Annotated in this window: 24 protein-coding genes; 10 read left to right on the forward strand and 14 right to left on the reverse strand. The window is 75.1% G+C overall.

What is annotated here, in order from left to right; translation table 11 throughout:
- The first annotated feature begins 60 nt into the window (after positions 1 to 60).
- The gene (gene pepN, locus KCH_RS26400; RefSeq protein WP_035867088.1) at positions 61 to 2,553 is read left to right on the forward strand and encodes an aminopeptidase N; all 2,493 of its coding nucleotides are present in this window, start codon (positions 61 to 63) and stop codon (positions 2,551 to 2,553) included.
- Between the two features lie 354 nt (positions 2,554 to 2,907).
- On the opposite strand, the gene KCH_RS26405 is transcribed toward pepN, so the two are convergent.
- Positions 2,908 to 3,675, reverse strand: a complete 768-nt coding sequence (locus tag KCH_RS26405; protein ID WP_035867090.1) for a hypothetical protein — start codon at positions 3,673 to 3,675, stop codon at positions 2,908 to 2,910.
- Between the two features lie 317 nt (positions 3,676 to 3,992).
- Between KCH_RS26405 and KCH_RS26410 the strand changes: the two genes are divergently transcribed.
- Positions 3,993 to 4,490 carry an SsgA family sporulation/cell division regulator gene (locus KCH_RS26410; RefSeq protein WP_051653471.1) on the forward strand — a complete coding sequence of 166 codons (498 nt, stop codon included), beginning with the start codon at positions 3,993 to 3,995 and terminating at the stop codon, positions 4,488 to 4,490.
- On the opposite strand, the gene KCH_RS26415 is transcribed toward KCH_RS26410, so the two are convergent.
- From KCH_RS26415 to KCH_RS26430, 4 genes are all read right to left on the reverse strand, one after another.
- Complete coding sequence (locus tag KCH_RS26415) at positions 4,409 to 5,824, reverse strand: sigma-54-dependent transcriptional regulator family protein (protein WP_051653472.1); 1,416 nt, start codon at positions 5,822 to 5,824, stop codon at positions 4,409 to 4,411. The genes KCH_RS26410 and KCH_RS26415 overlap by 82 nt on opposite strands.
- A 131-nt stretch (positions 5,825 to 5,955) precedes the next feature.
- Entirely contained in the window at positions 5,956 to 6,654 is a 699-nt protein-coding gene (locus KCH_RS26420; protein WP_244305439.1) for a M56 family metallopeptidase, read from the reverse strand.
- The gene (locus KCH_RS44930) at positions 6,651 to 6,944 is read right to left on the reverse strand and encodes a hypothetical protein (protein WP_035867092.1); all 294 of its coding nucleotides are present in this window, start codon (positions 6,942 to 6,944) and stop codon (positions 6,651 to 6,653) included. Before KCH_RS44930 ends, KCH_RS26420 begins: the two co-directional genes overlap by 4 nt.
- A complete protein-coding gene (locus KCH_RS26430) occupies positions 6,941 to 7,309 on the reverse strand; it encodes a BlaI/MecI/CopY family transcriptional regulator (protein WP_035867094.1) in 369 nt (122 codons plus the stop codon). Before KCH_RS26430 ends, KCH_RS44930 begins: the two co-directional genes overlap by 4 nt.
- Before the next feature lie 215 nt (positions 7,310 to 7,524).
- Here KCH_RS26430 and KCH_RS26435 point away from each other — a divergent pair, with 215 nt between their 5' ends.
- The 5 genes from KCH_RS26435 (at position 7,525) to KCH_RS26455 (ending at position 12,078) form a co-directional block, all read left to right on the forward strand.
- Complete coding sequence (locus KCH_RS26435) at positions 7,525 to 8,163, forward strand: phosphatase PAP2 family protein (protein ID WP_035867095.1); 639 nt, start codon at positions 7,525 to 7,527, stop codon at positions 8,161 to 8,163.
- Between the two features lie 129 nt (positions 8,164 to 8,292).
- Positions 8,293 to 8,805: a pyridoxamine 5'-phosphate oxidase family protein gene (locus KCH_RS37840; RefSeq protein ID WP_051653473.1), complete on the forward strand. Its 513-nt coding sequence runs from the start codon at positions 8,293 to 8,295 to the stop codon at positions 8,803 to 8,805.
- Positions 8,806 to 8,913: 108 nt separating this feature from the next.
- The gene (locus KCH_RS26445; protein ID WP_035867098.1) at positions 8,914 to 10,035 is read left to right on the forward strand and encodes a TIGR03364 family FAD-dependent oxidoreductase; all 1,122 of its coding nucleotides are present in this window, start codon (positions 8,914 to 8,916) and stop codon (positions 10,033 to 10,035) included.
- A 34-nt stretch (positions 10,036 to 10,069) separates the two neighbouring features.
- Entirely contained in the window at positions 10,070 to 10,750 is a 681-nt protein-coding gene (locus KCH_RS26450) for a phosphonatase-like hydrolase (RefSeq protein ID WP_035867100.1), read from the forward strand.
- Positions 10,751 to 10,845: 95 nt separating this feature from the next.
- The gene (locus tag KCH_RS26455; RefSeq protein WP_035867104.1) at positions 10,846 to 12,078 is read left to right on the forward strand and encodes a glycoside hydrolase family 3 N-terminal domain-containing protein; all 1,233 of its coding nucleotides are present in this window, start codon (positions 10,846 to 10,848) and stop codon (positions 12,076 to 12,078) included.
- 75 nt (positions 12,079 to 12,153) lie between these two features.
- Here KCH_RS26455 and KCH_RS37845 read toward each other — a convergent pair whose 3' ends face one another.
- The 7 genes from KCH_RS37845 to KCH_RS26490 form a co-directional block, all read right to left on the reverse strand.
- The gene (locus KCH_RS37845) at positions 12,154 to 12,675 is read right to left on the reverse strand and encodes a DUF6584 family protein (RefSeq protein WP_157032199.1); all 522 of its coding nucleotides are present in this window, start codon (positions 12,673 to 12,675) and stop codon (positions 12,154 to 12,156) included.
- Between the two features lie 250 nt (positions 12,676 to 12,925).
- A complete protein-coding gene (locus KCH_RS26465; protein WP_035867106.1) occupies positions 12,926 to 13,246 on the reverse strand; it encodes a DMT family transporter in 321 nt (106 codons plus the stop codon).
- Positions 13,246 to 13,911: an HAD family hydrolase gene (locus tag KCH_RS26470; RefSeq protein WP_035867108.1), complete on the reverse strand. Its 666-nt coding sequence runs from the start codon at positions 13,909 to 13,911 to the stop codon at positions 13,246 to 13,248. Before KCH_RS26470 ends, KCH_RS26465 begins: the two co-directional genes overlap by 1 nt.
- A 254-nt stretch (positions 13,912 to 14,165) precedes the next feature.
- Complete coding sequence (locus KCH_RS26475) at positions 14,166 to 15,239, reverse strand: ABC transporter ATP-binding protein (RefSeq protein ID WP_035867109.1); 1,074 nt, start codon at positions 15,237 to 15,239, stop codon at positions 14,166 to 14,168.
- 23 nt (positions 15,240 to 15,262) lie between these two features.
- Complete coding sequence (locus KCH_RS26480) at positions 15,263 to 16,090, reverse strand: ABC transporter permease (RefSeq protein WP_208865984.1); 828 nt, start codon at positions 16,088 to 16,090, stop codon at positions 15,263 to 15,265.
- Positions 16,078 to 17,037, reverse strand: coding sequence for an ABC transporter permease (locus KCH_RS26485; RefSeq protein WP_035867111.1), 960 nt, complete (start codon positions 17,035 to 17,037; stop codon positions 16,078 to 16,080). Before KCH_RS26485 ends, KCH_RS26480 begins: the two co-directional genes overlap by 13 nt.
- Positions 17,038 to 17,045: 8 nt before the next feature.
- Positions 17,046 to 18,212 (reverse strand): ABC transporter substrate-binding protein, encoded by a 1,167-nt coding sequence (locus KCH_RS26490; protein WP_035867112.1) that lies wholly within the window; start codon positions 18,210 to 18,212, stop codon positions 17,046 to 17,048.
- 289 nt (positions 18,213 to 18,501) lie between these two features.
- Between KCH_RS26490 and KCH_RS26495 the strand changes: the two genes are divergently transcribed.
- Positions 18,502 to 19,269, forward strand: a complete 768-nt coding sequence (locus KCH_RS26495; RefSeq protein WP_035867113.1) for a GntR family transcriptional regulator — start codon at positions 18,502 to 18,504, stop codon at positions 19,267 to 19,269.
- A gap of 58 nt (positions 19,270 to 19,327) precedes the next feature.
- Positions 19,328 to 19,735 carry a RidA family protein gene (locus KCH_RS26500; protein WP_035867115.1) on the forward strand — a complete coding sequence of 136 codons (408 nt, stop codon included), beginning with the start codon at positions 19,328 to 19,330 and terminating at the stop codon, positions 19,733 to 19,735.
- Here KCH_RS26500 and KCH_RS26505 read toward each other — a convergent pair.
- On the reverse strand, positions 19,732 to 19,935 hold the full coding sequence (locus tag KCH_RS26505) for a hypothetical protein (protein WP_035867118.1): 204 nt from the start codon (positions 19,933 to 19,935) through the stop codon (positions 19,732 to 19,734). The two genes, KCH_RS26500 and KCH_RS26505, sit on opposite strands and share 4 nt — an antisense overlap.
- Before the next feature lie 325 nt (positions 19,936 to 20,260).
- Entirely contained in the window at positions 20,261 to 21,850 is a 1,590-nt protein-coding gene (tmpA, locus tag KCH_RS26510; protein ID WP_035867119.1) for a 2-trimethylaminoethylphosphonate dioxygenase, read from the reverse strand.
- 139 nt (positions 21,851 to 21,989) lie between these two features.
- Between tmpA and KCH_RS26515 the strand changes: the two genes are divergently transcribed.
- Positions 21,990 to 22,670: an SMI1/KNR4 family protein gene (locus KCH_RS26515; protein WP_035867120.1), complete on the forward strand. Its 681-nt coding sequence runs from the start codon at positions 21,990 to 21,992 to the stop codon at positions 22,668 to 22,670.
- Positions 22,671 to 22,672: the final 2 nt, after the last annotated feature.

Here is a 22,672-nt window from a genome sequence, read left to right on the forward strand (position 1 = left end):
CCAGCGAATCCCGGTCGAACACGCTTGCCGGGCCCGGGCGGGCTCGGCGAGCATGCAGTCATGCCAGCACTGCAACGAGCCGAAGCAACTGTCCGTGCCCGCCTCCTGGAGGTCCGCGGCTACACCGTCGACCTCGACCTGACCCGGGGGGCGGAGCGGTTCGGCAGCACCACCGTGATCCGGTTCGGGTGCGCCGAGCCCGGCGCCGACAGCTTCGTCGACCTGGAGCCGGCCGCCCTGCACCGGGCCGTGCTGAACGGCCGACCGCTGGACGTGGCCGACCTGGACGGCAACCGCCTCGCGCTGCCCGGCCTGCTCGCCGAGAACGAGCTGCTGATCGAGGCCGAGATGCGCTACTCGCGCACCGGCGAGGGCCTGCACCGCTACACCGACCCCGCCGACGACGCGGTCTACCTGTACGCCACCTGCGGCCCGGACCTGGCCGCGAAGGTCTTCGCCTGCTTCGACCAGCCCGACCTGAAGGCCCCGATCACCCTCACCGCCACCGCGCCCGGGGAGTGGACGCTGGTCGCCAACGGGGCGCCGGTCAAGTCCGACGGCGGGCACTGGGAGTTCGCCGCCACCAAGCCGATCTCCACCTACCTGTTCACGGTCGTCGCGGGCCCGCTGCACTCGGTGTACGGCGAGCACGACGGCATCCCGCTGGGCCTGCACGCCCGCCGCTCGCTGGCCGCCGAACTCGACCGCGAGGCCCCCGAGCTGTTCGAGGTGACGGCCGCCTCGCTGGACCGGCTGCACGAACTCTTCGACGAGCGCTACCCCTTCGGCGAGTACCACCAGGCCTTCGTGCCCGAGTTCAACTGGGGCGCGATGGAGAACCCCGGCTGCGTGGTGTTCCGCGACGAGATGCTGTTCCGCTCCCCGGCCACCGAGGCCGACCACGAGCGCCGCGCCATGGTGATCTGCCACGAGATGGCCCACATGTGGTTCGGCGACCTGGTCACCATGCGCTGGTGGGACGACCTGTGGCTGAACGAGTCGTTCGCCGAGATGCTCGGCTACCGGATCGCCGCCGAGTCCACCCGCTTCACCGGCACCTGGACGGCCTTCGCCGCCCAGCGCAAGGGCTGGGGCTACGACGCCGACCAGCGCTCCTCCACCCACCCGGTGGCCGGCAACGGCACCCGCTCGGTGGCCGAGGCGATGGTCAACTTCGACGGCATCTCCTACGCCAAGGGCGCGTCCGCGCTGCGCCAGCTCGTCGCCTGGCTCGGCGACGAGGCGTTCTTCGCCGGCCTCAACGCGTACTTCGCCGACCACCTGTACGGCAACGCCGAACTCCCCGACTTCCTGGCCGCGCTGGCCACCGCCAGCGGCCGCGACGTGCACGGCTGGGCCGACGCCTGGCTGCGCACCAGCGGCGTCGACACGCTGCGCGCCGAGACCGAGCGCGCCGACGACGGCACCCTGACCGCGCTCACCGTGGTCAACGAGGGCGAGCGGCCGCACCTGATCGAGGTCGGCGGCCACCGGGTCGAGGACGGCCGGCTCGTCCCGGCCGGCCGCGCCGCCGTCGAGATCGGCCCCGGCCGCCGGGTCGCCGTGCCCGCCCTGGTCGAGGCCGGCGCCCAGCTGGTCGTCCCCAACGACGGCGACCTCACCTGGGCCAAGATCCGGCTGGACGCGCACTCCTGGCGGCTCGTCACCGAGTCGCTCTCCACGATCGGCGACGACGTCACCCGCGCCGTCCTCTGGGAGCACGCCCGCGACCTGGTCCGCGACGCCGAACTCGACCCGGCCGAGTACCTCCGCCTGATGGAGCGTCACCTGCCCGCCGAGACCAGCGACGTCATCGTCGAGACGGTGCTCACCTTCGCCCGCGTCCACGTCGCCGGCCGCCACCTCACCGGCGAGCGCCGCACCGAGGGCCTGGCCGCCGTCAGCCGCACCGCCCGCGCACTGCTCGCCGACGGCGGCAGCGAGGGCATCCGGCTGGCCGCGCTGCGCGCCGCCGTGGACAGCTCCGGCGGCGAGCAGCAGCTCGCCGAACTGCGCGGCTGGCTGGCCGGCGAGGGCGTCCCCGCCGGGCTGGAGCTCGGCCCCGAACTGCGCTGGGCGGGCCTGGCCCGACTGGCCGCGCTCGGCGAACTCGACGAGGACCGGATCGCCGCCGAGACCGCCCGCGAACCCGGCACCGAGGCCGACTTCGGCGCCGCCCGCTGCCGCGCCGCCCGGCCCGACAGCGAGGCCAAGGCCCGCGCCTGGCACGACCTGTTCACCCCCGACGCGATGTCCAACCGCCTGCTGGAGGCCACCGCCCGCGGCTTCTGGGCCTCCGGCGACGAGACCGAGCAGACCGCGTACGCGCTGCGCTTCTTCGAGCGGATCGGCGAGGCCGCGCAGCGCGGCGACATCATCGCCCGCCTGCTCGGCGCCACCCTCTTCCCGGTCGCCCAGGCCGGCCCGGAGGTGGTGGCCGCCGCCGAAACCGCCCTCGGCGACCCGGGGCTGACGCCGTCGCTGCGCCGCAACCTGGCGGACTGCACGGACGACCTCCGGCGCACCCGGGCGATCCGGGCGGCCTTCGAGTAGGGGCCGGAGCCGGGCCCAGGGCTCGGGGAACGGCGAGGTCGTGTTGCGGCGGGCCTCAGGACGGTGGCCCGAAGCAGCCGGACCGATTCGCGCCCCTTTGATCCTCCGCAGACTCGGCCTCGCCGTTCCCCGAGCCCCTGGTTACGCACCCCGAGCCCCCGAAGGGGCTCTCGCCGCGCCGCCGGAGTCAGAAGCTGCCGCGGGCGGCGACCGCGCGGCTGGTGGGGAGGGCGAAGGCGGAGGCCGTCCAGGTCTCCGGGGCGGTGGGGGTCGGAGCGGCGAGGGCGCCGGTGACGGTGAAGGTGTAGGTGCCCGGGGCCAGCGGGAGGTCGGACGGGGTGGTGAAGCGGTAGATCAGGGTGTCGCGTTCCAGGGCGACGGTGACGACCGCACCCGGCAGGTCGGTCGCGGGGCGGTGCCGGGCAGCGCGGCCGGCCGGGCGAGCCGGAACTCGACCTGGAGGGCCGTCATCGACTCGTCCAGCCGCACCTGCACGGTGTGCCGGGTGCCGGCCCGGCCGAGGGCGTCGACCCGGGCGGTGCCGCCCAGCGGGTGGGTCGGCGCCGGGGAGGACGAGGGAACGGGCGGCTGGAGGTCGGGTCGCGGTGTCGCGGACGGCGAGGGCGTCGGGGCCAGCGGGGTGCCGGTGCCGCTCGCGGAGGGCGACGGCGCGGCCGGGCCGGTGGGCAGCGGCGACGGGGCGGGCGTGGTCGACGGGGCCGCGGGGCTGCTCGCCGAGGCGGTCGTCACCGGGGTGGCGGTGACCGCGGCGGGGCGTGTGCCGGGGCGGGCCGTCGGGCTCGTCGAGGCGCGGCCGGGCAGCGGCGCGGCCTGGGTGGTGGCGGGCCCCTCGACGGGGGTGGCCTCGGGTGCGGGCTCGGACGGGTCCGGGCTGGGCGCGGGCGGGCCGCCGACGGTGACCCCGGGGCGGCGGCCGATCTGCTGCTGCTCGTTGAGCAGCCAGGTGGTGGCCAGGCTGATCCCGACCACGGTGGACATCGCCATCGCCGCGCCGGAGAAGCGGATGGTGGGCAGCCGCAGCCGCCCGCCGAAGGGCCGGGGCCGGCCGTGCCGTCCGGTGCGGCCCGCGGCGACGGGCCGGGAGTGCTCGCGGAGCGCCACCGGGCTCCCCTTCCTGGTCTGGTCCGCGTCGGGCGTCCGGACCGGACGTGACGCCGCACCCGGCGCCGCCCGGGCGGGCCCGGACGAACGGCGCGGGAGGGACGAGACTACCAGCGGTCTGACGGACCGCCAGATCCCGGACCGAACCGGCGTCCGAATCGAGTCCCTTGCCCCGCTGGCCGGTTGGCGACCCCCGGTGGCTCCGCGTGGCCGGAACTCGCCACCCGGTGCGCCGCGTGCAACCCCATGCAACCGTTGCGGGCGCCGGTGCGCCGGAGCACGCTGGGCGGGTACCCAGCCGCTTCGGAGAGATCGTCATGCCGTGCGACCCGCTGTCCGCCCCGTCCGACCGTCCGCTCGCCGCCACCCCCACGGGCGGCGAGCCGGACGGAGCCGCCGCTCCCCGTGCGGTGGAGGAGGTGCTGGTGCTGCGGATCGCCCTCGACCAGGACCTGGTCGGTGAGGTGCACACCCGGTTCCGCTACGAGGCCGCGGCCCCGTACGAGGTGCGCCTGACCTTCCACCTGGGGCGTCCCGACGAGGCGGACTGGGTGTTCTCCCGCGAGCTGCTGCGCGACGGCCTGGAGTCGTTGAGCGGCCAGGGCGACGTCAAGCTGTGGCCCGCGCACTGCCCCTGCCACGGCGCGACCCTGCACCTGGCGCTGGACTCCCCGCACGGCAGCGCGCTGCTGGAGGCGTCCCGGCCGCAGGTGAAAGCCTGGCTGGAACGCACCTACCGGCTCGTGCCGGACGGCCGGGCGGGCGAACTACTGCCCAGCGACGAGGAGTTGGCGCAGCTGCTGGCCGAGGGCTGAGCCGCCCGGGGCGACCGGGGCAGCCGCAGCACCCCGTGCGCCAGGTCGGCCCGCAGCGCCCGCACGGCGGGTGCGGCCGAGCCCGGCAGCATGTCGTACGGGTCGTCGGGCCCGAACACCGTCACCTCGGCGCAGGCCGACAGCCGGTACGGGCGGGCCTCCAGCAGCGGGCCCAAGTGCCGTCGCAGCCGGGAGAGTTCGGCGCGGACGGTGACGGTGCGGGCCGGCTCGGCGAACAGCGCCTCGGCGAGTTCGGCGGCGCTCAGGCCGTCCCGGTGCAGGGACAGCAGCAGGAGCAGCTCGGTGTGCCGCGGGCTCGGGGTGTGCGACCAGCAGCCCGCGCTGCCGTTCACCCGCAGCTCGGGGCGTTCCGGGCGGCGCAGGTCCAGTTCCACCAGGCCGGGCCCGGCGGGTTCGGCCGGGGCGGCGGGCCGGGGCTCGCTCGGGCGCAGCAGCCAGCCGTCGGCGAGCGGCTCCACCGTGCACTCGCCGAGCGTCGGCACGAAGTGCACGCCGCCGCCCTCCCAGCTGTCCGGCGGCAGCGCCAGCCGGGGCGGGCCGGGGATGCCGACGGCGGCGGCCGTCCAGCCGGACGGGTCGACGACCAGGGCGGGGCCGCCGAAGCGGGCCAGCAGCGGGACGGCGACGGTGCGCAGCCGGTGCAGCCCCTCCAGGTGGGCGGCGCGGAGTTCGGTCTCGGCGAGCCGGGCGGCGGTCAGCGCGAGCTGCCGCAGGTAGTGCGGGCCGCCGGCGGCGGGGCCGCTCAGGTCGACGACGCCGGCCGGGCGGCCGGTGCGCGGGTCGCGGATCGGCACGCCGAAGCAGGTCCAGTTGTGGTGGCTGCGCAGGTAGTGCTCGGCGGAGTGCACCTGGGAGGGCCGGGCGGTGCGGGCGGCCAGGCCGATGCCGTTGGTGCCGACCGCGTCCTCGGACCAGAGCGCGCCCGGTTCGAAGCCGATCGCGTCCACGGCGCGGCGCAGCCGGTGCTCGCCCTCCATCCACAGGATCCGGGCCTTCGGGTCGGAGACCGCCAGCACCAGCGGGGTGGCGTCGCCGGGCGCGAACAGGGTGGCGCGCAGCACCGGCAGCACCGTGGCGAGGCCGGTGGCGCGGCGCAGCTCCTCCAGCTCGGCGAGCGGCATGCGGTGGGTCTCGCGGGAGCGCTCCGGGTCGAGGCCGAGGCGGCGCAGCCGGGCCCAGGAGTCCTCGATCTCGGGGCGGACGGCGTGGTCGCCGGGCGCGGTCCGCTCGCCCGCCATGGCCCGGTCGTACGCCCGGGCCGGGGCGTGCGCCCGGGTCGGCGGGCGGTCGGCGCCTCTGGTTCCGCGCTGCATTCGTACCCCCGTCTCGCCGTCGGCTGTCAGCGTAAGGCCGGTCGGCGCGGACACGCCGGGCCGGGAAGAAGAGTCGTCCGCCCGGCGGCCGCCGGTGCACACTGGTCGGTTCCGGTGCCCGCCCGGGCGGGTCAGCCGTGCTGGGCGGGGCGTTCGCCCTGGGCGGTCTCGACCGCGCGGTGCAGGTCGTGGCCGGCCTCGGCGGCGGTGGCCGCGGTGGCGGCGAGGCAGCCGGCCAGCGCGAGCGCGGCCAGCGTGCGCACGGCGCGGCGGCGGCGCGGCGGGCCGGGGGCGAGCAGGGCGCGGACCCGTTGCGGCACGGGCCCGCCGGCCGCGGCGGGGCCAGCCGGGGCGCGGGTCGGCGGGGCGCGGGAGGCGGCCAGGGCGGCCCGGCCGATCGCGCGGGCGGTGAGCGCCCGGTCGCCGACCTCGGCGGCGGCGCACTCGTCGGCCCAGCGCTCCAGGTGGTAGCCGAGCGCGGCGCGCAGCGGGCGGAGCGCCGGGTGGCAGGCGGCGGCGTACTCGGCGGCGGCCAGCAGCAGGTGGTGGCGGCCGGTCAGGTGGGCGCGTTCGTGGGCAAGCAGGGCGGCCCGCTCGGGGGCGCTGAGCGCGGCCAGCATGCCGCGGGTGGCGACGATCCGGGGCGGGCGGCCGGGCAGTGCGTAGGCGTCGGCGCGGTCGTCGTCGAGGACGGTGAGCGCGGCGGCGGCCGGGTCGCCTCGGCGCAGGTGGGCGCGCAGGCCGGCCGGGGCGTCGCCGGTGGCGCGGCGGGCGCGGCGCAGGTCGGCCAGCTGGTGGCGGGCGGTGCGGACGGCGAGCGCGCCGATCACCAGCAGGGCGAGCGCGGCGGCGACGGCGGCGGGCGCCCATTCGCCGCCGGCCAGCGCGCCGGGGTGCCAGCGGGCGGGGAGAGGTGGGCGAGCGCGGCGGCGTACGGCAGGTGCAGCAGGCCGGTGACGGCGAGCAGGCCGAGCGAGGCCAGCGCGGCGGTGCCGAGGGCGGCGGCGGTGGCGGCCAGGGTGAGGGCGGCGGCGCGCGGGGCGAGCTGCTCGGCGAGGCGGCGGGCCAGCGGGGCGGCGAGCAGCGGCAGCAGCAGGGGGGCCCAGACGGCGATGGTCACGGTTGCTCCCCGAGCAGGTCGCGGAGCAGGCGCTCGTCCTCGTCGGAGAGGTCGGAGACGAACCGGGCGAGGACGGTGGAGCGGTCGCGGCCGCGGTCGAGCTCGGTGCGCATCCGGCGGGCGGCGAGGCCGTCGGCGTCCTGGACGGTGGGGGTGTAGGCGAAGGCCCGGCCGGCCTTGGTGCGGGCGACGGTGCCCTTCTCGTGCAGCCTGGCCAGGATGGTGGCGACGGTGGTGCGGGCCAGCTCGGCGTCGACGGCGTCCTGCACCTGCTGGGGGGTGAGCGGGGCGCCGGCGGCCCAGAGGGCGGCGAGCACCTGGGCTTCGAGTTCCCCCGCCGGGCGGCGGGCGGTCGAGTCCGTCATGTCGCGCGAACCTCCGGCGTTCGTCTACAGTTCCGTCGATCGACGTCTACACCACTGTAGACGCCCGGGGGGTGGCCCCGACACGGACACCCCCCAACGTAACGGGAGGTCCGCCAGCCTTGCCCCAGTCCCTGCCCCTCGAAGGCGTCCTCGGAACGTCGCTCGGAGCGGCGAGTGAGCCGCAGCACGCGTCCGTTCTGGTACATCTTGTCCCTGTGATCCCGAATGTTCATCCCCCCGCCCGCCTGCTCGCGTACGACGGCAGCGGCATCGACGGCGGCCTCTACACCCGCATCACCGGGTGGGCCGGGGCCGCGCCGCACTGGTTCGACCAGCTGGTCACCGCCTGGTCGGCGCTCGGCCTCGGCGTCTTCGCGCTGCTGATGCTCCGGGGCTGGTGGCGGGCCCGGTCCGCCGACTCGGCCGTGATGGCCCGGGTGCTGGCCTCGCCGCTGATCGTGGTCGTCGCGTACCTGGCCAACTCGGTGCTCAAGGGGCTGGTCGAGGAGGTCCGGCCCTGCCAGCAGATCGCCGGCACCGTCCCGCTGGAGGCCTGCCCCGCCCCCGGCGACTGGTCGTTCCCGAGCAACCACACGGTGATCGCGTTCGCCGCCGCCACCGCGCTCTGGTTCGCCGACCGCCGGCTCGGCGGGATCGGCCTGCTCGCCGCCGTGCTGATGGGCGCCTCCCGGGTCTGGGTCGGCGCGCACTACCCGCACGACGTGGCGGTCGGCGCCGTGGTCGGCGTCCTGGTGGCGGCCGTCCTCGCGCTGCTCGCCGGGCGGGCCGCGCCGCTGGTCGACCGGCTGCGCACCGGGCCGCTCGGGCCCGTCCTCGGGGTCGGGACGGCCTGACCGAGCGCCGGGGCCGGTCGGACCCTTGTGCCGCCGAGCCGGGCGGGGAGAGCATGTGAGCCGGGCCGGGGCCGGAGACGGACCCCCGCCCGGCTCGGTGTTTTCTGCAGCTCTGCGGAGGGATGCGCCATGCCGTACCGACTCGACGTCACCCAGGGGGACTGGCCCGCGGACGAGCTCGGGAAGGGGGTGGAGGGGCTCCTCGCGGACAGCACGGTGCTCAGCCTGGCCACCGCCGGCCACGAACTCGGGCCGCACGCCAACCTGGCGTTCTACGCCTTCGACGCCGACCTGGTGCTGTACTTCGTCAGCGAGCGCTCCACCCGGCACAGCCTGCACCTCGCCGAGGACGCCCGGGCCTCCGCCACCGTCCACCTGCCCCCGCCGGCCTACGGCGAGCAGCTGCGCGGCATCCAGCTCACCGGCCGGGCCGGCGAGGCCTGGGGCAAGCAGGCCGAGGCCGCGCTCGCCGCGTACCGGGGCCGCTACCCCGACTTCGCCCGCGACTCCGCGGTGCGCGAACAGTTCCTGGCCGGCCGGGGCGCCGCCGCGCTGTACCGGCTCCAGGTGGAGGAGCTCACCGCGGTCGACGAGCCGCGATTCGGGCGGCGCAACTACCTGCGGGCCCGCGTGGTGCGCTGACGACCCGCCCACCGGCCGCCAGGTTGTATGGACAACTCTTGCGGGCGGTTCACCTGCCCGACGGGAGCCGGACGGACTGCGGCCACCTCGAAGCCCGAGTCTGTCCGCATGAAGGTCATCATCGTAGGAGCCGGGGTGCTGGGCACCATGCACGCCTGGCAGGCCGTCGAGCGCGGCCACGAGGTCGTCCACCTGGAGCGCGAGGCCGAGGCGCGCGGCGCGTCCGTCCGCAACTTCGGACTGGTGTGGGTCAGCGGACGCGCCGCCGGCGAGGAACTCGAGGTCGCGCTGCGCGCCCGCGAACTGTGGGAGCAGATCGGCGCCCGCGTCCCCGGCCTGTGGTTCCGCGCCAACGGCTCGCTCACCCTGGCCCGCACCGAGGCCGAACTCGCCGTCGCCGAAGCCGCCGTCGAGCTGCCCGACGCCGCCGCCCGCGGCTACCGGCTGCTCTCCCCCGAGGAGGTCCGCGCCGTCAACCCCGCGCTGCGCGGCAGCTTCCTCGGCGGCCTGCACTGCACCCGCGACGGCGCCGTCGAGTCCCGGGTCGCCCAGCCCGCGCTGCGCGCCGCGCTGGAGGCCACCGGCCGCTACGCCTTCCTGCCCGGACGCGAGGTCCGCGAGGTGGTCGGCGCCTCCGCCGTCCGCGACGACCACGGGCAGCTGCACCAGGGCGACCTGGTGATCCTGTGCACCGGCGCCTGGCTCGGCGGCCTGGTCCGCGAACTCGTCCCCGACCTGCCGGTGCGCCGGGTGCGCCTGCAGATGATGCAGACCGACCCGCTCGGCGAGACCCTCACCACCTCGGTCGCCGACGGCGACTCCTTCCGCTACTACCCCGCCTTCGCCGGCCCCGAGCTCGACGCGCTGCGCGCCGTCCAGCCGCAGCCGCCGGTCGCCGCCGAGCACAAGATGCAGCTGCTGATGGTCCAGCGCAAGGACGGCGGCCTGACCATCGGCGACACCCACGAGTACGACCAGCCGTTCGGCTTCGACGTCGTCGAGGACCCGTACGAGCACGTCGCCGCCGTCAGCGAGGAACTGCTCGGCCGGCCGCTGCCGAAGATCCGCCGCCGCTGGGCCGGCGTCTACGCCCAGTGCGTCGACACCACCCGCGTGGTGCACCGCCAGCAGGTCGCCGACGGCGCCTGGCTGGTCACCGGCCCCGGCGGGCGCGGCATGACCTGCTCGCCCGCGATCGCCGAGGCCACCGCCGACGCCGCGGGCCTCTGACACCCCTTCAGCCCCGAACCGCAAGAGGCAGAACATGACCACGCACGATGTGACCCTGGTGGTGCTCGACATGGCCGGCACCACCGTCGCCGACGACGGCCTGGTGGAGCTCGCCTTCGCCGCCGCCGCCCGCTCCCAGGGCGTCGAGACCGGCAGCCCCGAGCACGCCGCCATGCTGGAGCACGTCCGCGCCACCATGGGCGAGTCCAAGATCTCGGTGTTCCGGCACCTGTTCGGCGACGAGGACCGCGCCCAGGCCGCCAACCTGGCCTTCGAGGCCGCGTACGAGGACCTGGTCGACCAGGGCCACTGCGAGGCGCTGCCCGGCGCCGCCGAGGCGATCGCCGAACTGCGCGGCCGGGGCCGGAAGGTGGTCCTCACCACCGGCTTCTCCCGCACCACCCAGGACCGCATCCTGGACGCCCTCGGCTGGCAGTCCGTCGCCGACCTGACGCTGTGCCCCGCCGACGCGGGCCGCGGCCGCCCCTACCCCGACCTGGCGCTCACCGCGCTGCTGCGCACCCGCACCGACTCGGTCCGGCAGATGGCGGTGGCCGGAGACACCGGCTACGACATGCTCACCGGCATCCGGGCCGGCGCCCCGGTGGTGGCCGGCGTGCTCACCGGCGCCCACGACGAGGCGCGGCTGCGCGCCGACGGGGCGACCCACGTGCTCGGCTCGATCGCCGAACTGCCGGGGATCCTGCTCGGCTGACGGCCGGTCGGCGCACTTCCGCGGGGCCCGGGGCTGCGACGCTCCGGGGCCCCGCGGTGCTGGTTCGCAGGTCATTCGCGTGCTTATCTGATGGCATGGCACTGTCACTGAGGTCGATCGGACTGCTCGCTCTCGGACTGGCGCTGGCCGCCGGCTGCGGATCGCCGGCACCGGCGGCGGCAGCAGCCCGTCCCCGGCCCGCCACCACCAGTGCCGAACCGACCGGCCCGTCGCCGAGCCCGTCCCCGAGCCCGAGCCCGTCCCCGAGCCCGACGGCCAGCCCCACCCCGACCCCCGATCCGACGCCCAGCCCCACCGCCGCGAGCTCCGCCGACCTCGCCGGGCAGCGGATCGTCTACTCGTACCCCGGCACCACCCCGCCTGCTGCGCTGCTGCAACGCATCCGCGAAGGCCGGGTGGCCGGCGTGATCTTCTTCGCCGAGAACGTCGGCAACGACCCGTTCGTGCTGCGCAACGCCGTCGACCAGCTCCGGCAGGCCGAACAGCAGAGCCCGCACCCCCGGCCGCTGCTGCTGATGACCGATCAGGAAGGCGGCCTGGTCCGGCGACTGCCCGGCGGGCCCGCACAGTCCGCGAAGGACGTCGGCCGGGCCGCCGACCCCACCGCCGCCGCCACCCGCACCGGCGGCGAGGCCGCCGCGACGCTCTCCGGCTACGGACTCAACCTCAACCTGGCGCCCGTCCTCGACGTCTACCGCACCCCCGGCGACTTCGCCGACAGCGCCCAGCGCTCCTACAGCACCGACCCGGCGACCGTCGGCAAGCTCGGCTCCGCGTTCATCAAGGCCCAGCAGACCGCCGGCGTCGCCGCCACCGCCAAGCACTTCCCCGGCCTCGGCAGCGCCCCCGCCGGCGCCAACACCGACGAGGAACCCGTCACCCTCACCCTCCCGCTCGACCAGCTGCGCGCCGTCGACGAACGGCCCTACCGGGACGCGGTCGCCGCCGAGGTCAAACTGGTCATGCTCTCCTGGGCGATCTACCCCGCCCTCGACCCCGCCCACCCCGCCGGCATGTCCGGCACCGTCGTCCGCGAGGAACTCCGCGGCCGGCTCGCCTACCGGGGCGTCACCGTCACCGACGCGCTGGAGGCCAAGGCCCTCGACCCGGTCGGCGGCACCTCGAAGCGGGCCCTCGCCGTCGCCGAGGCCGGAGTCGACCTGATCCTCTGCTCCGCCCGCGACGTCGCCCAGGGCGACCAGGCCGCCGCCGCCCTCGCCTCCGCACTCGACGCCGGCGACCTCGACCGGGAGGCGTTCACCGCCTCCGCGACCCGGGTCGATGCCCTGCGCGACTCGCTCAAGTAGCGGACCGGCGAAGGGAGTTCACCTCGGTACGAGGGCGGGTCCGGGCGCGCTTCCCCCGGACGGGGCGCCGACCGGTCAGCGCAGGTGGAGCCAGACCAGGGCCGCGAGGGCGGCCAGCAGGCCGAGACGCCACGCCCAGAGGTGCTCCGGAGGGTCCGGCCAGCTGCGCTTCGGCGGGGCCTGCGGATCCAGCGGGGCCGGCGGCCGGGCGGTGGCGTCCCGCCGGTGGGCGGGCCAGACCGGGGCGGTGCCGGTGGCCGCGCGGTGGAGGGCGGCCAGGCGGCGGCGGGCGGTGCGGCTCGCGGGCGGGTTGTGGACCGGATCGGGCCAGCGGAGGTTGGCGAGGCGGCGGGCCGGATCGCGGAACCGCCGCTCGTAGGCGGCGAGTTCGGTGGTGGTGAGGGAGTCGTCGAGGTAGTTCCAGCGGCCGACCTCGCTCGGCTGCGGGTCGTGCCGGTAGGCCTCGGCGAGGGCCCGACGGACCGCCAGGTCGGTGGGGTGGCCGGACAGCAGGCCGTGCAGGCGACGGCGGGCCAGGTCGACCCGGCCCTGGTGCAGATCGGCCGCGGCCCTGGCCAAGGTGGACTGGATGCTCACGGCCGGGATCGTACGGGGGGGGGGCGGCCCTCGGCGGGCGGCGCGGCGGAGGCGGCGGACGGTGGCGACCGCGCCGATCACGGCGAGGAGCAGCATGACGGCGGGCCGGGCGCGGGCGGACTCGTCCAGGCGCCTCCAGCGGCCCGCCGGCTCCCCGGCCGGTGCACCGCGGCGGGGCGGTGACGGCCCGTCAGTCCGGTCGGGCGGTGCGCGACCGGACTGTGCGGCGGGCAGCCGGTTCCCGCGCAGGTCAGGGCGTGGAACGGAGGTTGAGCAGCACCACGCCGACGATCACCAGCGCGATCCCCGCCCACTGGAGCCGGCCCAGCGACTCGCCGAAGAACGTCGCCCCTATCGCGGCGACGGCCGCCGTGCCCGCGCCCGACCAGACGGCGTACGCGACGGAGACCGGTATGTGCTTGAGCGCGCGGCCCAGCAGGAAGAACGACAGCACGTAGCCGGCGCCGACCGCGAGACTCGGCCACAGCCGGGAGAAGCCCTCGGTGAGCTTCAGCAGGCTGGTCGCGCAGACCTCGCTCGCTATCGCCAGGGCCAGCAGCAGATACGGCATCAGGAGGCCGCGGCGGTCAGCGAACCGAGGAACGCCAGGTCCGCGTGCTCCAGGCTGTCCAGCACGGTGATGCCGTCGGCCGCCGCGATCGGAACGGCGGACGGCACCGCCAGGACGGCGCAGCCCGCGGCGTGCGCGGAGGCGACACCCGTCGGGGTGTCCTCGACGGCGACGCAGGCGGCCGGGACGAGGCCGAGGCGCTCGGCGGCGGCCAGGTACGGGTCCGGGGCGGGCTTGGTGCGCGGGGTGTCCTCGGCGGCGAGCGTGGTGGCGAACCAGTGCGGGCCGAGGGCGTTCAGGACCAGATCGACGACCCGCCGCGGGGACGCCGAGACCAGCGCGGTCGGGACCTTCGCCTCGCGCAGCGCGGACAGCAGGGCGAGGGCCCCCGGGCGGGGGACGATCTCGGCCTCGACCTTGGCGGCGAACGCCTCGTTCAGGTGCGCGACCAGGTCGCCCTCCGGGCGGGAGGTGCGCGAACTGCGGTGCAGGTGGGCGGCGGTGTGCTCGACGGCCTGCCCCAGGACGTCCGGGAGGTCGGCGTCGGTGAGGGTCAGGTCGAGCTCGGCGGCGAGTTCGGCCGCGGCCTGCCACCAGAGGTGCTCGGTGTCGACCAGGGTGCCGTCCATGTCGAACAGGACGGCGGCGGGGCGGGATGCAGGCATGGCGGTACCTTACGGGGGCTCATCGGGCGTCGACGAGGGTGCGACGCGGGGGGTGGGTTCTTCGGGGCGCGGTGCCTTCTGCGGGGGCGGGAGCGGCACGGTCCGGGGACGGGCGCGCGGGGCGACCGGCTGTCGGCGGGCGGGCTCCGGGTCGGCGCGTTCCGCTCCGCGCAGTTCTCCCCCGGCCCGGGCGGCACCCTCACGCGCCCCTGGCGGGGCGCGGTGCCTTCTGCGGGGCGCGGGCTCAGGCGGGCTCAGGCGGTGGGGGCGCGGTCGACGAGGACGGGGCGGGTGGGGAGGGTGAGGGTGGCGTGGGTGCCGAGGGGGAGGGCGGAGGCGGCCTCGGTGGGGAGGTCGGACTTGATCTCGGTGCCGTCGGGGAGCCGGACGGTGAGACGGGTGACGGCGCCGAGGAAGGAGGCGGCGATCACCTGGGCGGGGCCGTCCGCCGCGGGGGCGAGCTCGACGTTCTCGGGGCGGACCAGGACGTGCAGTTCGCCGTCGGCGGGGAGGGCGCCGTCCACGGCGTGGCGGCGGCCGAGCACCTCGACCTGCCCGTCGGCCGTGCGCGAGCACGGGATGCGGCTCATCGTCCCGACGAACTCCGCGACGAAGGCAGTGGCCGGCCGGGAGTACAGCTCGGAGGGCGTCGCGCACTGTTCGAGCCGTCCGGCGCGCAGGACGGCGACCCGGTCGGCCATCGAGAGGGCCTCCTCCTGGTCGTGCGTCACGAACAGGGTGGTGATGCCGAGTTCCTGCTGGAGGCGGCGGATCTCCTCGCGGAGCGAGAGCCGGACCTTCGCGTCGAGCGCGGACAGCGGCTCGTCGAGGAGCAGGACGCGCGGCTGGAGGGCGAGGGCGCGGGCGAGCGCGATGCGCTGCTGCTGGCCGCCGGACATCTGGTGCGGGTAGTGCTCGGCGCGCTGCGGCAGGCCGACGAGTTCCAGCAACTCCTGGGCGCGCCTGCGCCGTTCGGCCTTGGCGACGCCGCGCATGCGGAGGCCGAAGGCGACGTTGTCGGCGGCGGTGAGGTGCGGGAAGAGGCTGTAGGACTGGAAGACCATGCCGGCGTCGCGCTTGTGGGCGGGGATCCGGGTGATGTCCTCGCCGTCGACCAGGACCTCGCCGGAGTCGTGGGTCTCGAACCCGGCGAGGATGCGCAGCGCGGTGGTCTTGCCGCAGCCGGACGGGCCGAGCAGGGCGAGGAGTTCACCCGGTTCGACCGTCAGGTCGAGCCCGTCGAGGGCGGTGGTGGTGCCGAACTGCCGCCGCAGCGAGCGGAATTCGACGGTGGCGCTGGTGGTGGGGGCGACGGTGGCGGTGCTCATGGGTGGTGGTCTCCGGGGGAGGCTCAGGAGGCGGTGGTGGTCTTGTGGCGGCGCTCGCGGCCGGCGGCGGCCAGCAGGAGCAGCAGCACCCAGGTGATCAGCAGGCTGAGCACGGACACCGCGACGGACATCTGTCCCTGGCTGTTGCCGACCGAGTAGATCCACACGGCGAAGGGCTGGAAGCCGAGGATCGAGGCGGTGGTGAACTCGCCGAGGACCAGGGCCAGGGTGAGGAAGGAGGCGTTCAGCAGCGCGCCGCGCAGGTTCGGCAGGATCACCGACACGACGGCGCGCGGCCAGCTCGCGCCGCAGTTGCGGGCGGCCTCGACGAGGGTACGGACGTCCACGGCGCGCAGGCCGGAGTCCAGGGCGCGGTAGGCGAGCGGCAGGGCCATCAGCACGTACGCGATCACCAGGACCAGCGGGAACTCCGGCTGCTGGATGAACACGAAGGTCTGGAAGAACGGGGTGTCCATCAGGTAGTCGGGGCCCCAGCGGAGCACGCCGATCAGGCCGGCGGTCAGCGCGACCGGCGGCACCACCAGCGGGAGGGTGCAGACCACTTCGAGCACCGGGCGGAGCTTCGGCGCGCCGAGCCGGACGGCGATCATCGCGGGCACCAGCAGGAGCAGCAGCACCACCACGGTGACGGCGGCGAGCTCCAGGGTGAGCACCAGGCTGTCGGTGAAGCCGGGGGCGGACAGCAGCCCGGTGTAGGCGTCGAAGGAGATGCCGTTGGCGTCGTCGATCGAGAACCACACCGAGGCGGCCATCGGGATCAGGAAGTACAGGCCGGCCAGCAGCAGGACCGCCCCGCGCCAGACCCGGAGTCGGGAGATCAGCTGAGCCATCGGGCACTCCGGCGCTGGAGGGGCAGGTACACGGCCATCACCAGGACGGCGACGATGATCATGTCCAGGCTGAGCGCCAGCGCCAGGTTGCCCTGGCCGACCAGCACGTTGCCGGACAGCGCGTCGGCGATCTGACGGCTGATCAGCGGGACGGTGGCCCCGACCATCGCGGCGGCGGTGGCGTACGCGGCGAACGCCGAGCCGAACAGCAGCACGAAGCCGCCGAGCAGCGACGGGAACAGGATCGGCAGGGCCACGTGCCGCCAGTACTGCAGGCTGGTGGCCCGGTTGTTCTGGGCGGCCTCGCGCCACTGGACCCGCAGGCCCTCCAGCGCGGGGGTGATGGTGAGCACCATCAGCGGCACCAGGAAGTACAGGTAGGCGACGGTCAGGCCGGTGAAGCTGTACAACGACCAGCCGTGGTCGGTCAGGTGGAACATCTTGGTCAGCTCGCCGGCGTTGCCGAGGGTGGCGACGAACGCGAACGCGAGCGGCAGGCCGCCGAAGTTGGCGAGCACGCCGGAGGCGGTCAGCACCGCCTCGCGCAGCATCCGGAACCGGGAGGTGAGGACCGCCTGCGCGATCGGCACGCCGACCGCGGTGCCGATCAGCGCGGTGAGCGCGGACAGCTTCACGCTGGAGACCAGCGCCGTCCAGTAGGCGCCCTGCACCGAGTCGGTGACGTTCGCGGTGGTGAACGAGCCGGCGCCGGTCTCGGCGTCGCCGGAGACGGTGAACGCCCCGGTGACGATGGCGACGGCCGGCAGGCCGAAGCCGACCAGGAAGAACAGCAGCAGCGGGAGGGTCGCCAGCCAGGCCTTGCCGCGCAGCAGGCGGCGCCCGGCGGGCGGCGGGGTGGGGGAGGTCGTGGCGGTGCCGGCGGCCCGGGGGCCGCCGCTGAGGTCAGCGGCGGCCGGGGCCGGCACCGGGGTGGGAGCCGTGGTCATGTCGGTGATCAGCCCGCGATCGCCTTGGCCCAGTTCTCGGTCACGACCTTCTTGGCCGCGTCGATCTGCTCCGAGCTGGGGAAGGTGGTGAACGGCTTCTCGACGACCGGCAGCTTCGCCGCGGCGGCGGTGTCCAGGGTGCCGTCCTTCTTCATCGAGTCGAACAGCGCCGGGGTGGCGTAGCCGCCCAGGAAGCCGTTCTGGCCCTCGACCGAGTACAGGTACTCCATCCACAGGCGGGCCGCGGCCGGGTGCGGGGCGTCCTTGTTGATGGCCTGGTTGTAGAACTGGGCGTAGGAGCCGTCGGAGGGGACGGCGACCTTCCAGTCGATGCCCTTGCCCTTGAACTCGTCGGTGTAGCCGGCGTTCAGGTACGACCAGTCGATCGAGATCGGGGTCTCGCCCTTCTCGACGGTGGCCGGGGTCGACTCGACCGGGTTGAAGTTGCCGGACTGCTTCAGCTTGGCGAAGAAGTCGATGCCGGGCTGGATGTTGTCCAGCGAACCGCCGTTGGCGAGCGCGGCCGCGTACACGCCGCCGAACGCCGAACCGGACTTGGTCGGGTTGCCGTTCAGCGCGACCTGGCCCTTGTACTCGGGCTTCAGCAGGTCGGCGAAGGTCTTCGGGCAGTTGGCGACCTTCTTGGCGTCGCAGCCGATCGAGATGTAGCCGCCGTAGTCGTTGACCCGCAGGCCGGCCGGGTCCTTCATGGTGTCCGGGATCTTGTCGAAGGAGGCGACCTTGTACGGGGCGAGGATGCCCTCCTTGGCGGCGGACAGCGCGAACGCGGAACCCAGGTCCAGGGTGTCGGGCGCGCGGTCCTGGCCCTTGCGGGACTTGACCGCGTTGATCTCGTCCTGGCTGGAGCCGTCCGGGTTCTCGTCCTCGATCTCGATGCCGTACTTCGCCTTGAAGTCGTCCATCAGCTTGCCGTAGTTGGCCCAGTCGCGCGGGAGGGTGATGACGTGCAGCTTGCCCTCCTTCTTCGCGGCGGCCACCAGGCCGTCCATGCCGCCGAAGTCGGCCAGCGAGGTGGCGGTCTTCGCGTTGCCCGCGCCGCCCTTGGCGTCGCCGGACTTGGCGGTCGAGCCGGCGGAGCCGCAGGCGGAGAGGGAGAGCGCGGCAGCGGTCAGCACGGCCGCGAGGGCGGCGGCGCGGTGGCGGTGCACGGTCACGGGAGGGTCTCCTGGAGGAAGTGGAGCTGCAGAGATCGCGAGAAAGGGTTCGGTGCGCGGCGCGGAATCCCCTGGCCAAGTTGGCCAGCCAACTTCCGTCGCCCGAGGTAAGTACGCCCGAGGCCGGTGACGGGAAAGTGAACGGACGGCCCAGTGCAGGGGGCGGCTGTCGGAACGGTCGCGCCCGGTACGGGAGGCGGCGGCAGCAGCGGCTACAGTCAATGGTGTACGCGCGATCACGCCGCGGACACGGCCCAATCTCCTTACCAGCCAAGGGAACTCGACGCACGTGGCACTCGACCAGGACCGCGCCGCCGGCTCGCTCTACCGCAAGGTGGCCGCCGACCTGCGCGAAGCGATCACCTCCGGCTCGTTCGGTGACGCCGGACGGCTGCCGGCGGAGGGCGCCCTCGCCGAGCAGTACGGCGTCTCCCGGGGAACGGTCCGTCAGGCCCTCGCGCTGCTGCGCGCCGACGGCCTGGTCACCTCCCGCCGGGGCACCCGCCGGGTCGTCCTCGGCAGCGCCCGCGTCCAGTCCTTCTCCGAGCTGCTCTCCTTCACCCACTGGGCCCGCTCGATGGGCGAGGAGCCCGGCGGCCGGCTCGACTCGATGGTCCGCCGCCCCGCCGACGCCGCCGAACGCGAACAGCTGCGCCTCGAACCGGGCACCGAGGTGTACGTGATGCTCCGGCTGCGCACGCTGTCCGGCACCCCCGTGATGGTCGAGCGCACCGTCTACCCGCCCCGGGTCGGCGAACTCGTCGCCCAGCTGCCGCCCGACGCCGTCTCGCACACCGAACCGCTGCGCGAGCACGGCATCCTGTTCTCCGACGCCGACCACACCATCGACGTGGTCGGCGCCAACGCCGACGACGCCCGGCTGCTCGGCTGCCGCCGCGGCAGCCCGCTGCTGCGCGAGAAGCGCCGCACCACCGACCCGACCGGCACGCCCGTGGAGTGGTCCCAGGACCGCTACCTGCCCGGCACCGTCGCCTTCTCCATTCACAACTCCCTGGCCTCGTCCGCGCTTTCGCGGCACGCGCGGGAGAACGACTGAGCGCGGGCCGGGCGGAAAACCGGGTGCGGCGCGCTCTCGGGTGGGTGACCATCGACGGATGACCGGGATCACTCTCCTCAGCCCCGCCGAGCTACACCCCACCGGCGGCTACGCGCACATCACCGTCGTCGAGGCCGGCCGCACCGCGCACCTGGCCGGGCAGTGCCCGATGGACCGCACCGACACCCTGGTCGGCGAGGGCGACCTGTTCGCCCAGATCGACCAGGTGGTGGCCAACTCGCTCACCGCCCTGGCCGCCGTCGACGCCGGGCCCGAGCGGGTGGTCCGCTCGGTGATCTACGTCGTCGGCGACCGGCCGGAGGTGCTGGCCGCCGCCTGGGACCACCTGCAGGCCGGGCCGCTCGCCCCCGCGTTCGCCACCGCCAGCACCCTGCTCGGCGTCACCGCCCTCGGCTACACCGGCCAGCTGGTGGAGATCGACCTGACGGCGGCGCTCGCCGACTAGCTGCGCGACAGCACCGTCTCCGTCCACCGGCGCAGCACGGTGAGCAGCGCCGAGACGCGGCGCACCCCGCCGGGGAACGCGGGCAGCAGCAGGACGGCGGGCAGGCAGGCCGCGGTCACCATGACCACGGGCAGCAGGGCCAGCGCCACCACCACGGCGCGCTGGCCGGCGGCCGACTGTCGGACGACTCCGGTGAACATCGATGCGCCTCTCGCTGCGGTCCGTCGACGATTTCCCCCCACTCTTCGACGCGGGCCGCGGGTTGCACCAGGCGCAACGGATTGCCAATTCCCGGCAACGGCGGGATCGCTGGTCCGCCGGGCGGAGTTGCAGACCGGCAACGCCGCCCGGCGCGAGTGGGCCTAGGGCCCGTCTTCAAACCCGCGTCGCAGGCCCGCGGCGTCCGGTGCGTGCTCTCGGCGTGCCGGGTGGAAGGCCTCGTACTGGATGTACTTGGTCTTTCGCCCGGTGCGGCGAGAGTGCGTGCCGGGCGTCGTGGGGCAGGCGGGGGTTTGAAGACGGGCCCTAGCCCATCAACTCCAGCAGCAGCGGCCGGAATTCGGCGAAGGGCGGGGTGCTGACGGCGGGGTCCTTCGCGGCCTCGTCCCAGCGGCGGACGGCGATCGCGTCGGCGGCGAACGGTCCGGCGGCGAAGGCGGCGGCGTCCTCGGGGGTCATCGGGCCGCCCTGCAGGGAGAGGGTGTGCACGGAGGCGGGGGAGAGCTTGGCGAAGTAGCCGGGTTCGGCGGTGCACAGGTAGCGCTTGGCGGGGACGTGCAGGCGGACCGGTTCGGTGACGGCGGCGGGGAAGTACCGGGAGAGCCAGTCGGCCGCCGTCTCGCCGTGGCGGTTGTCGGTGCCGGCCATCAACTCCAGCCCGCTGCCGTGGAAGTGGCCGATGTCGTGGAGCAGTGCGGCGGCCACCAGCGCCGGCGGCGCGCCCGCGGCGCGGGCCAGGGCCCCGGCCTGGAGCATGTGTTCGGCCATGGTGACGGCCTCGCCGAGGTACTCGCCGGCGCCTTCGCCCGCGAACAGCGCCTCCAGTTCGTCCAGCGCGGCGGTGTTGCGGCGCAGCACGGAGAGGGTGGAGGAGAGCGAGTCGAGGTCGGCGTAGCAGCCCTGGAGGTGGCGGCCGCCGGTGGCCTGCTCGAAGGCGGTGCGGGCGTGCAGCAGGCGGGTGTTGTCGAAGATCAGGCAGTCGCCGGGGCCGAGCCGGAACTCCAGTTGGAGTTCCGGGCGCAGGGTGATCTCCGCGAAGCGGCGGTACGCGGCGTAGAAGGCGTCGAGTTCGGCGCCGCGGAGGCTGCGCAGGGTGTCGATGGAGCGGTTGTTGAAGCGGATCTCGCGGATCGCGCCGCGCGGGTCGAGTCCGATCATCGGCATCTCGGCGGCCAGGTCGGCGGTCCGGTCGCGGTAGCGGAACGGCACCGGCGTGCGGGCGAGCAGCGCGAACGCCTCCGGGTCCTCCGCGCGCAGCAGCGCCGCCGCGCGGAAGCCGTCCACCAGCCCGGAGTCGCCGCCGGCGGCGTCGTTGCGCAGGCAGTGCAGCAGTTGGAGGGTGGGGACGGGGTCGCGGTACGGGTTGTCGGTGTGCGGGGCGACGGCGGCGTCGGTGAACGCGAAGTTCACCGCGTCGGGCTCCACCCGGACGTCGAACAGCTCGCCGTAGTTGGTGTCCCGGACGTAGCCGAACGTCCTTGCCACGTCGAGGACTCGGCGCTCCTCGACGGGGACGCCGCGGAGCACCGCGAAGCCGGAGCGGCGGACGGCGGCGAGGACGGCGATCCGCTCCTCGGGGTCGGCCAGGTAGGTCGGCCAGTCGGCCTCGGGCAGGCCGCGGGCGAAGTCGGCGGCCTCCCACAGGCGCTTGCCGTGCTCGGTGCGGTGGTCGCCGAGGCCGCTGTCCTCGTCCCGCGCGTCCCAGCCGGCCGGGTAGCAGGAGCGGTGGCCGTCGGACCACAGCACGTGCAGGCCCGCCGCGTCCTCGACGGCCTCGGTGGCGGTCAGGCCGTCCGGCAGGTCGCCGATCCGGAACCGCTTCTGCCCGCTGCGCGGGTTGCGGCACTCGGTGCACGGGCAGTTGTCGCGCAGCCAGTAGGGGTGGGGGACGGGCATCGGAGCAGCCTCCAGTTGTACAGACAACTTCGCGGGTTCGCTCAGCCAAGTACCCGTATCCGTACGCCGGTTGCCCGGCCGGTGAACGCTCGGCCACCGGCGGCCGAACCTGTCGGTGCGCCGCGCTAGCGTGCCCGGCATGACGCTCGACCTCGCCCGCGACCTGCCCGCCGCCCTCGCCGACCGCGCCGCCGCCTGGCGGCTGATCGCCGACATCGCCGCCTTCTGGGGCACCCCGCTGCTGCCCGGCGGCGGCTGGTCCGACGCCCAACTCGACGCGGCCGAGGCGAGGTTGGGCCTGAAGCTGCCCGCCGCGCTGCGCGAGGCCCACCGGCTGCTCGGCAACCGGCCCGAGCTGACCAGCAACCAGGACACCCTGCTGCCGCCCGAGCGGCTGTACGTCGACCAGGACTGCCTGGTGTACCGGGTGGAGAACCAGTCCTGCGCCTACTGGGGCATCCCGCTGGCCGCCCTCGACCAGGAGGACCCGCCCACCGTGGTCTGGCCGGACGTCGCACCGTCCGTGCAACTGGAGATCACGCCGTGGACGGCGAGCTTCTCGGCCGAGTGCCTGGGCATCGTGCTGGCCGAGCCGCTGCTCGACGACGGCGCGCACGTGGAGGGCGGCGAGGTCGACCCGGCCGACCTGACCGGCTGGACGGAGCTGCCCCGGGTGCACGCCGAAGCGGTGGACACCCGGTACTTCGCCCGGCCGGACGCCCTCCTGGTGCTCCAGGGGGGCGCCTGGCTGGCGGTGCGCGCCGTGGACGAGGAGGCGCTGGACGCGATCTGCGAGGAGCTTCCGGAGGTCGGCGGCTGACG

Origin of the sequence: Kitasatospora cheerisanensis KCTC 2395, from assembly GCF_000696185.1 — a bacterium.
Classification (GTDB): domain Bacteria; phylum Actinomycetota; class Actinomycetes; order Streptomycetales; family Streptomycetaceae; genus Kitasatospora; species Kitasatospora cheerisanensis.

Coding starts and splice junctions, on each gene's coding strand:
- pepN (WP_035867088.1), top strand. CDS start 61: ATGCCAGCACTGCAACGAGCCGAAGCAACTGTCCGTGCCCGCCTCCTG.
- KCH_RS26410 (WP_051653471.1), top strand. CDS start 3,993: ATGCCGTGCGACCCGCTGTCCGCCCCGTCCGACCGTCCGCTCGCCGCC.
- KCH_RS26415 (WP_051653472.1), bottom strand. CDS start 5,824: ATGCAGCGCGGAACCAGAGGCGCCGACCGCCCGCCGACCCGGGCGCAC.
- KCH_RS26430 (WP_035867094.1), bottom strand. CDS start 7,309: ATGACGGACTCGACCGCCCGCCGCCCGGCGGGGGAACTCGAAGCCCAG.
- KCH_RS37840 (WP_051653473.1), top strand. CDS start 8,293: ATGCCGTACCGACTCGACGTCACCCAGGGGGACTGGCCCGCGGACGAG.
- KCH_RS26445 (WP_035867098.1), top strand. CDS start 8,914: ATGAAGGTCATCATCGTAGGAGCCGGGGTGCTGGGCACCATGCACGCC.
- KCH_RS26450 (WP_035867100.1), top strand. CDS start 10,070: ATGACCACGCACGATGTGACCCTGGTGGTGCTCGACATGGCCGGCACC.
- KCH_RS26455 (WP_035867104.1), top strand. CDS start 10,846: ATGGCACTGTCACTGAGGTCGATCGGACTGCTCGCTCTCGGACTGGCG.
- KCH_RS26465 (WP_035867106.1), bottom strand. CDS start 13,246: ATGCCGTATCTGCTGCTGGCCCTGGCGATAGCGAGCGAGGTCTGCGCG.
- KCH_RS26470 (WP_035867108.1), bottom strand. CDS start 13,911: ATGCCTGCATCCCGCCCCGCCGCCGTCCTGTTCGACATGGACGGCACC.
- KCH_RS26475 (WP_035867109.1), bottom strand. CDS start 15,239: ATGAGCACCGCCACCGTCGCCCCCACCACCAGCGCCACCGTCGAATTC.
- KCH_RS26480 (WP_208865984.1), bottom strand. CDS start 16,090: ATGGCTCAGCTGATCTCCCGACTCCGGGTCTGGCGCGGGGCGGTCCTG.
- KCH_RS26485 (WP_035867111.1), bottom strand. CDS start 17,037: ATGACCACGGCTCCCACCCCGGTGCCGGCCCCGGCCGCCGCTGACCTC.
- KCH_RS26500 (WP_035867115.1), top strand. CDS start 19,328: ATGACCGGGATCACTCTCCTCAGCCCCGCCGAGCTACACCCCACCGGC.
- KCH_RS26505 (WP_035867118.1), bottom strand. CDS start 19,935: ATGTTCACCGGAGTCGTCCGACAGTCGGCCGCCGGCCAGCGCGCCGTG.
- tmpA (WP_035867119.1), bottom strand. CDS start 21,850: ATGCCCGTCCCCCACCCCTACTGGCTGCGCGACAACTGCCCGTGCACC.
- KCH_RS26515 (WP_035867120.1), top strand. CDS start 21,990: ATGACGCTCGACCTCGCCCGCGACCTGCCCGCCGCCCTCGCCGACCGC.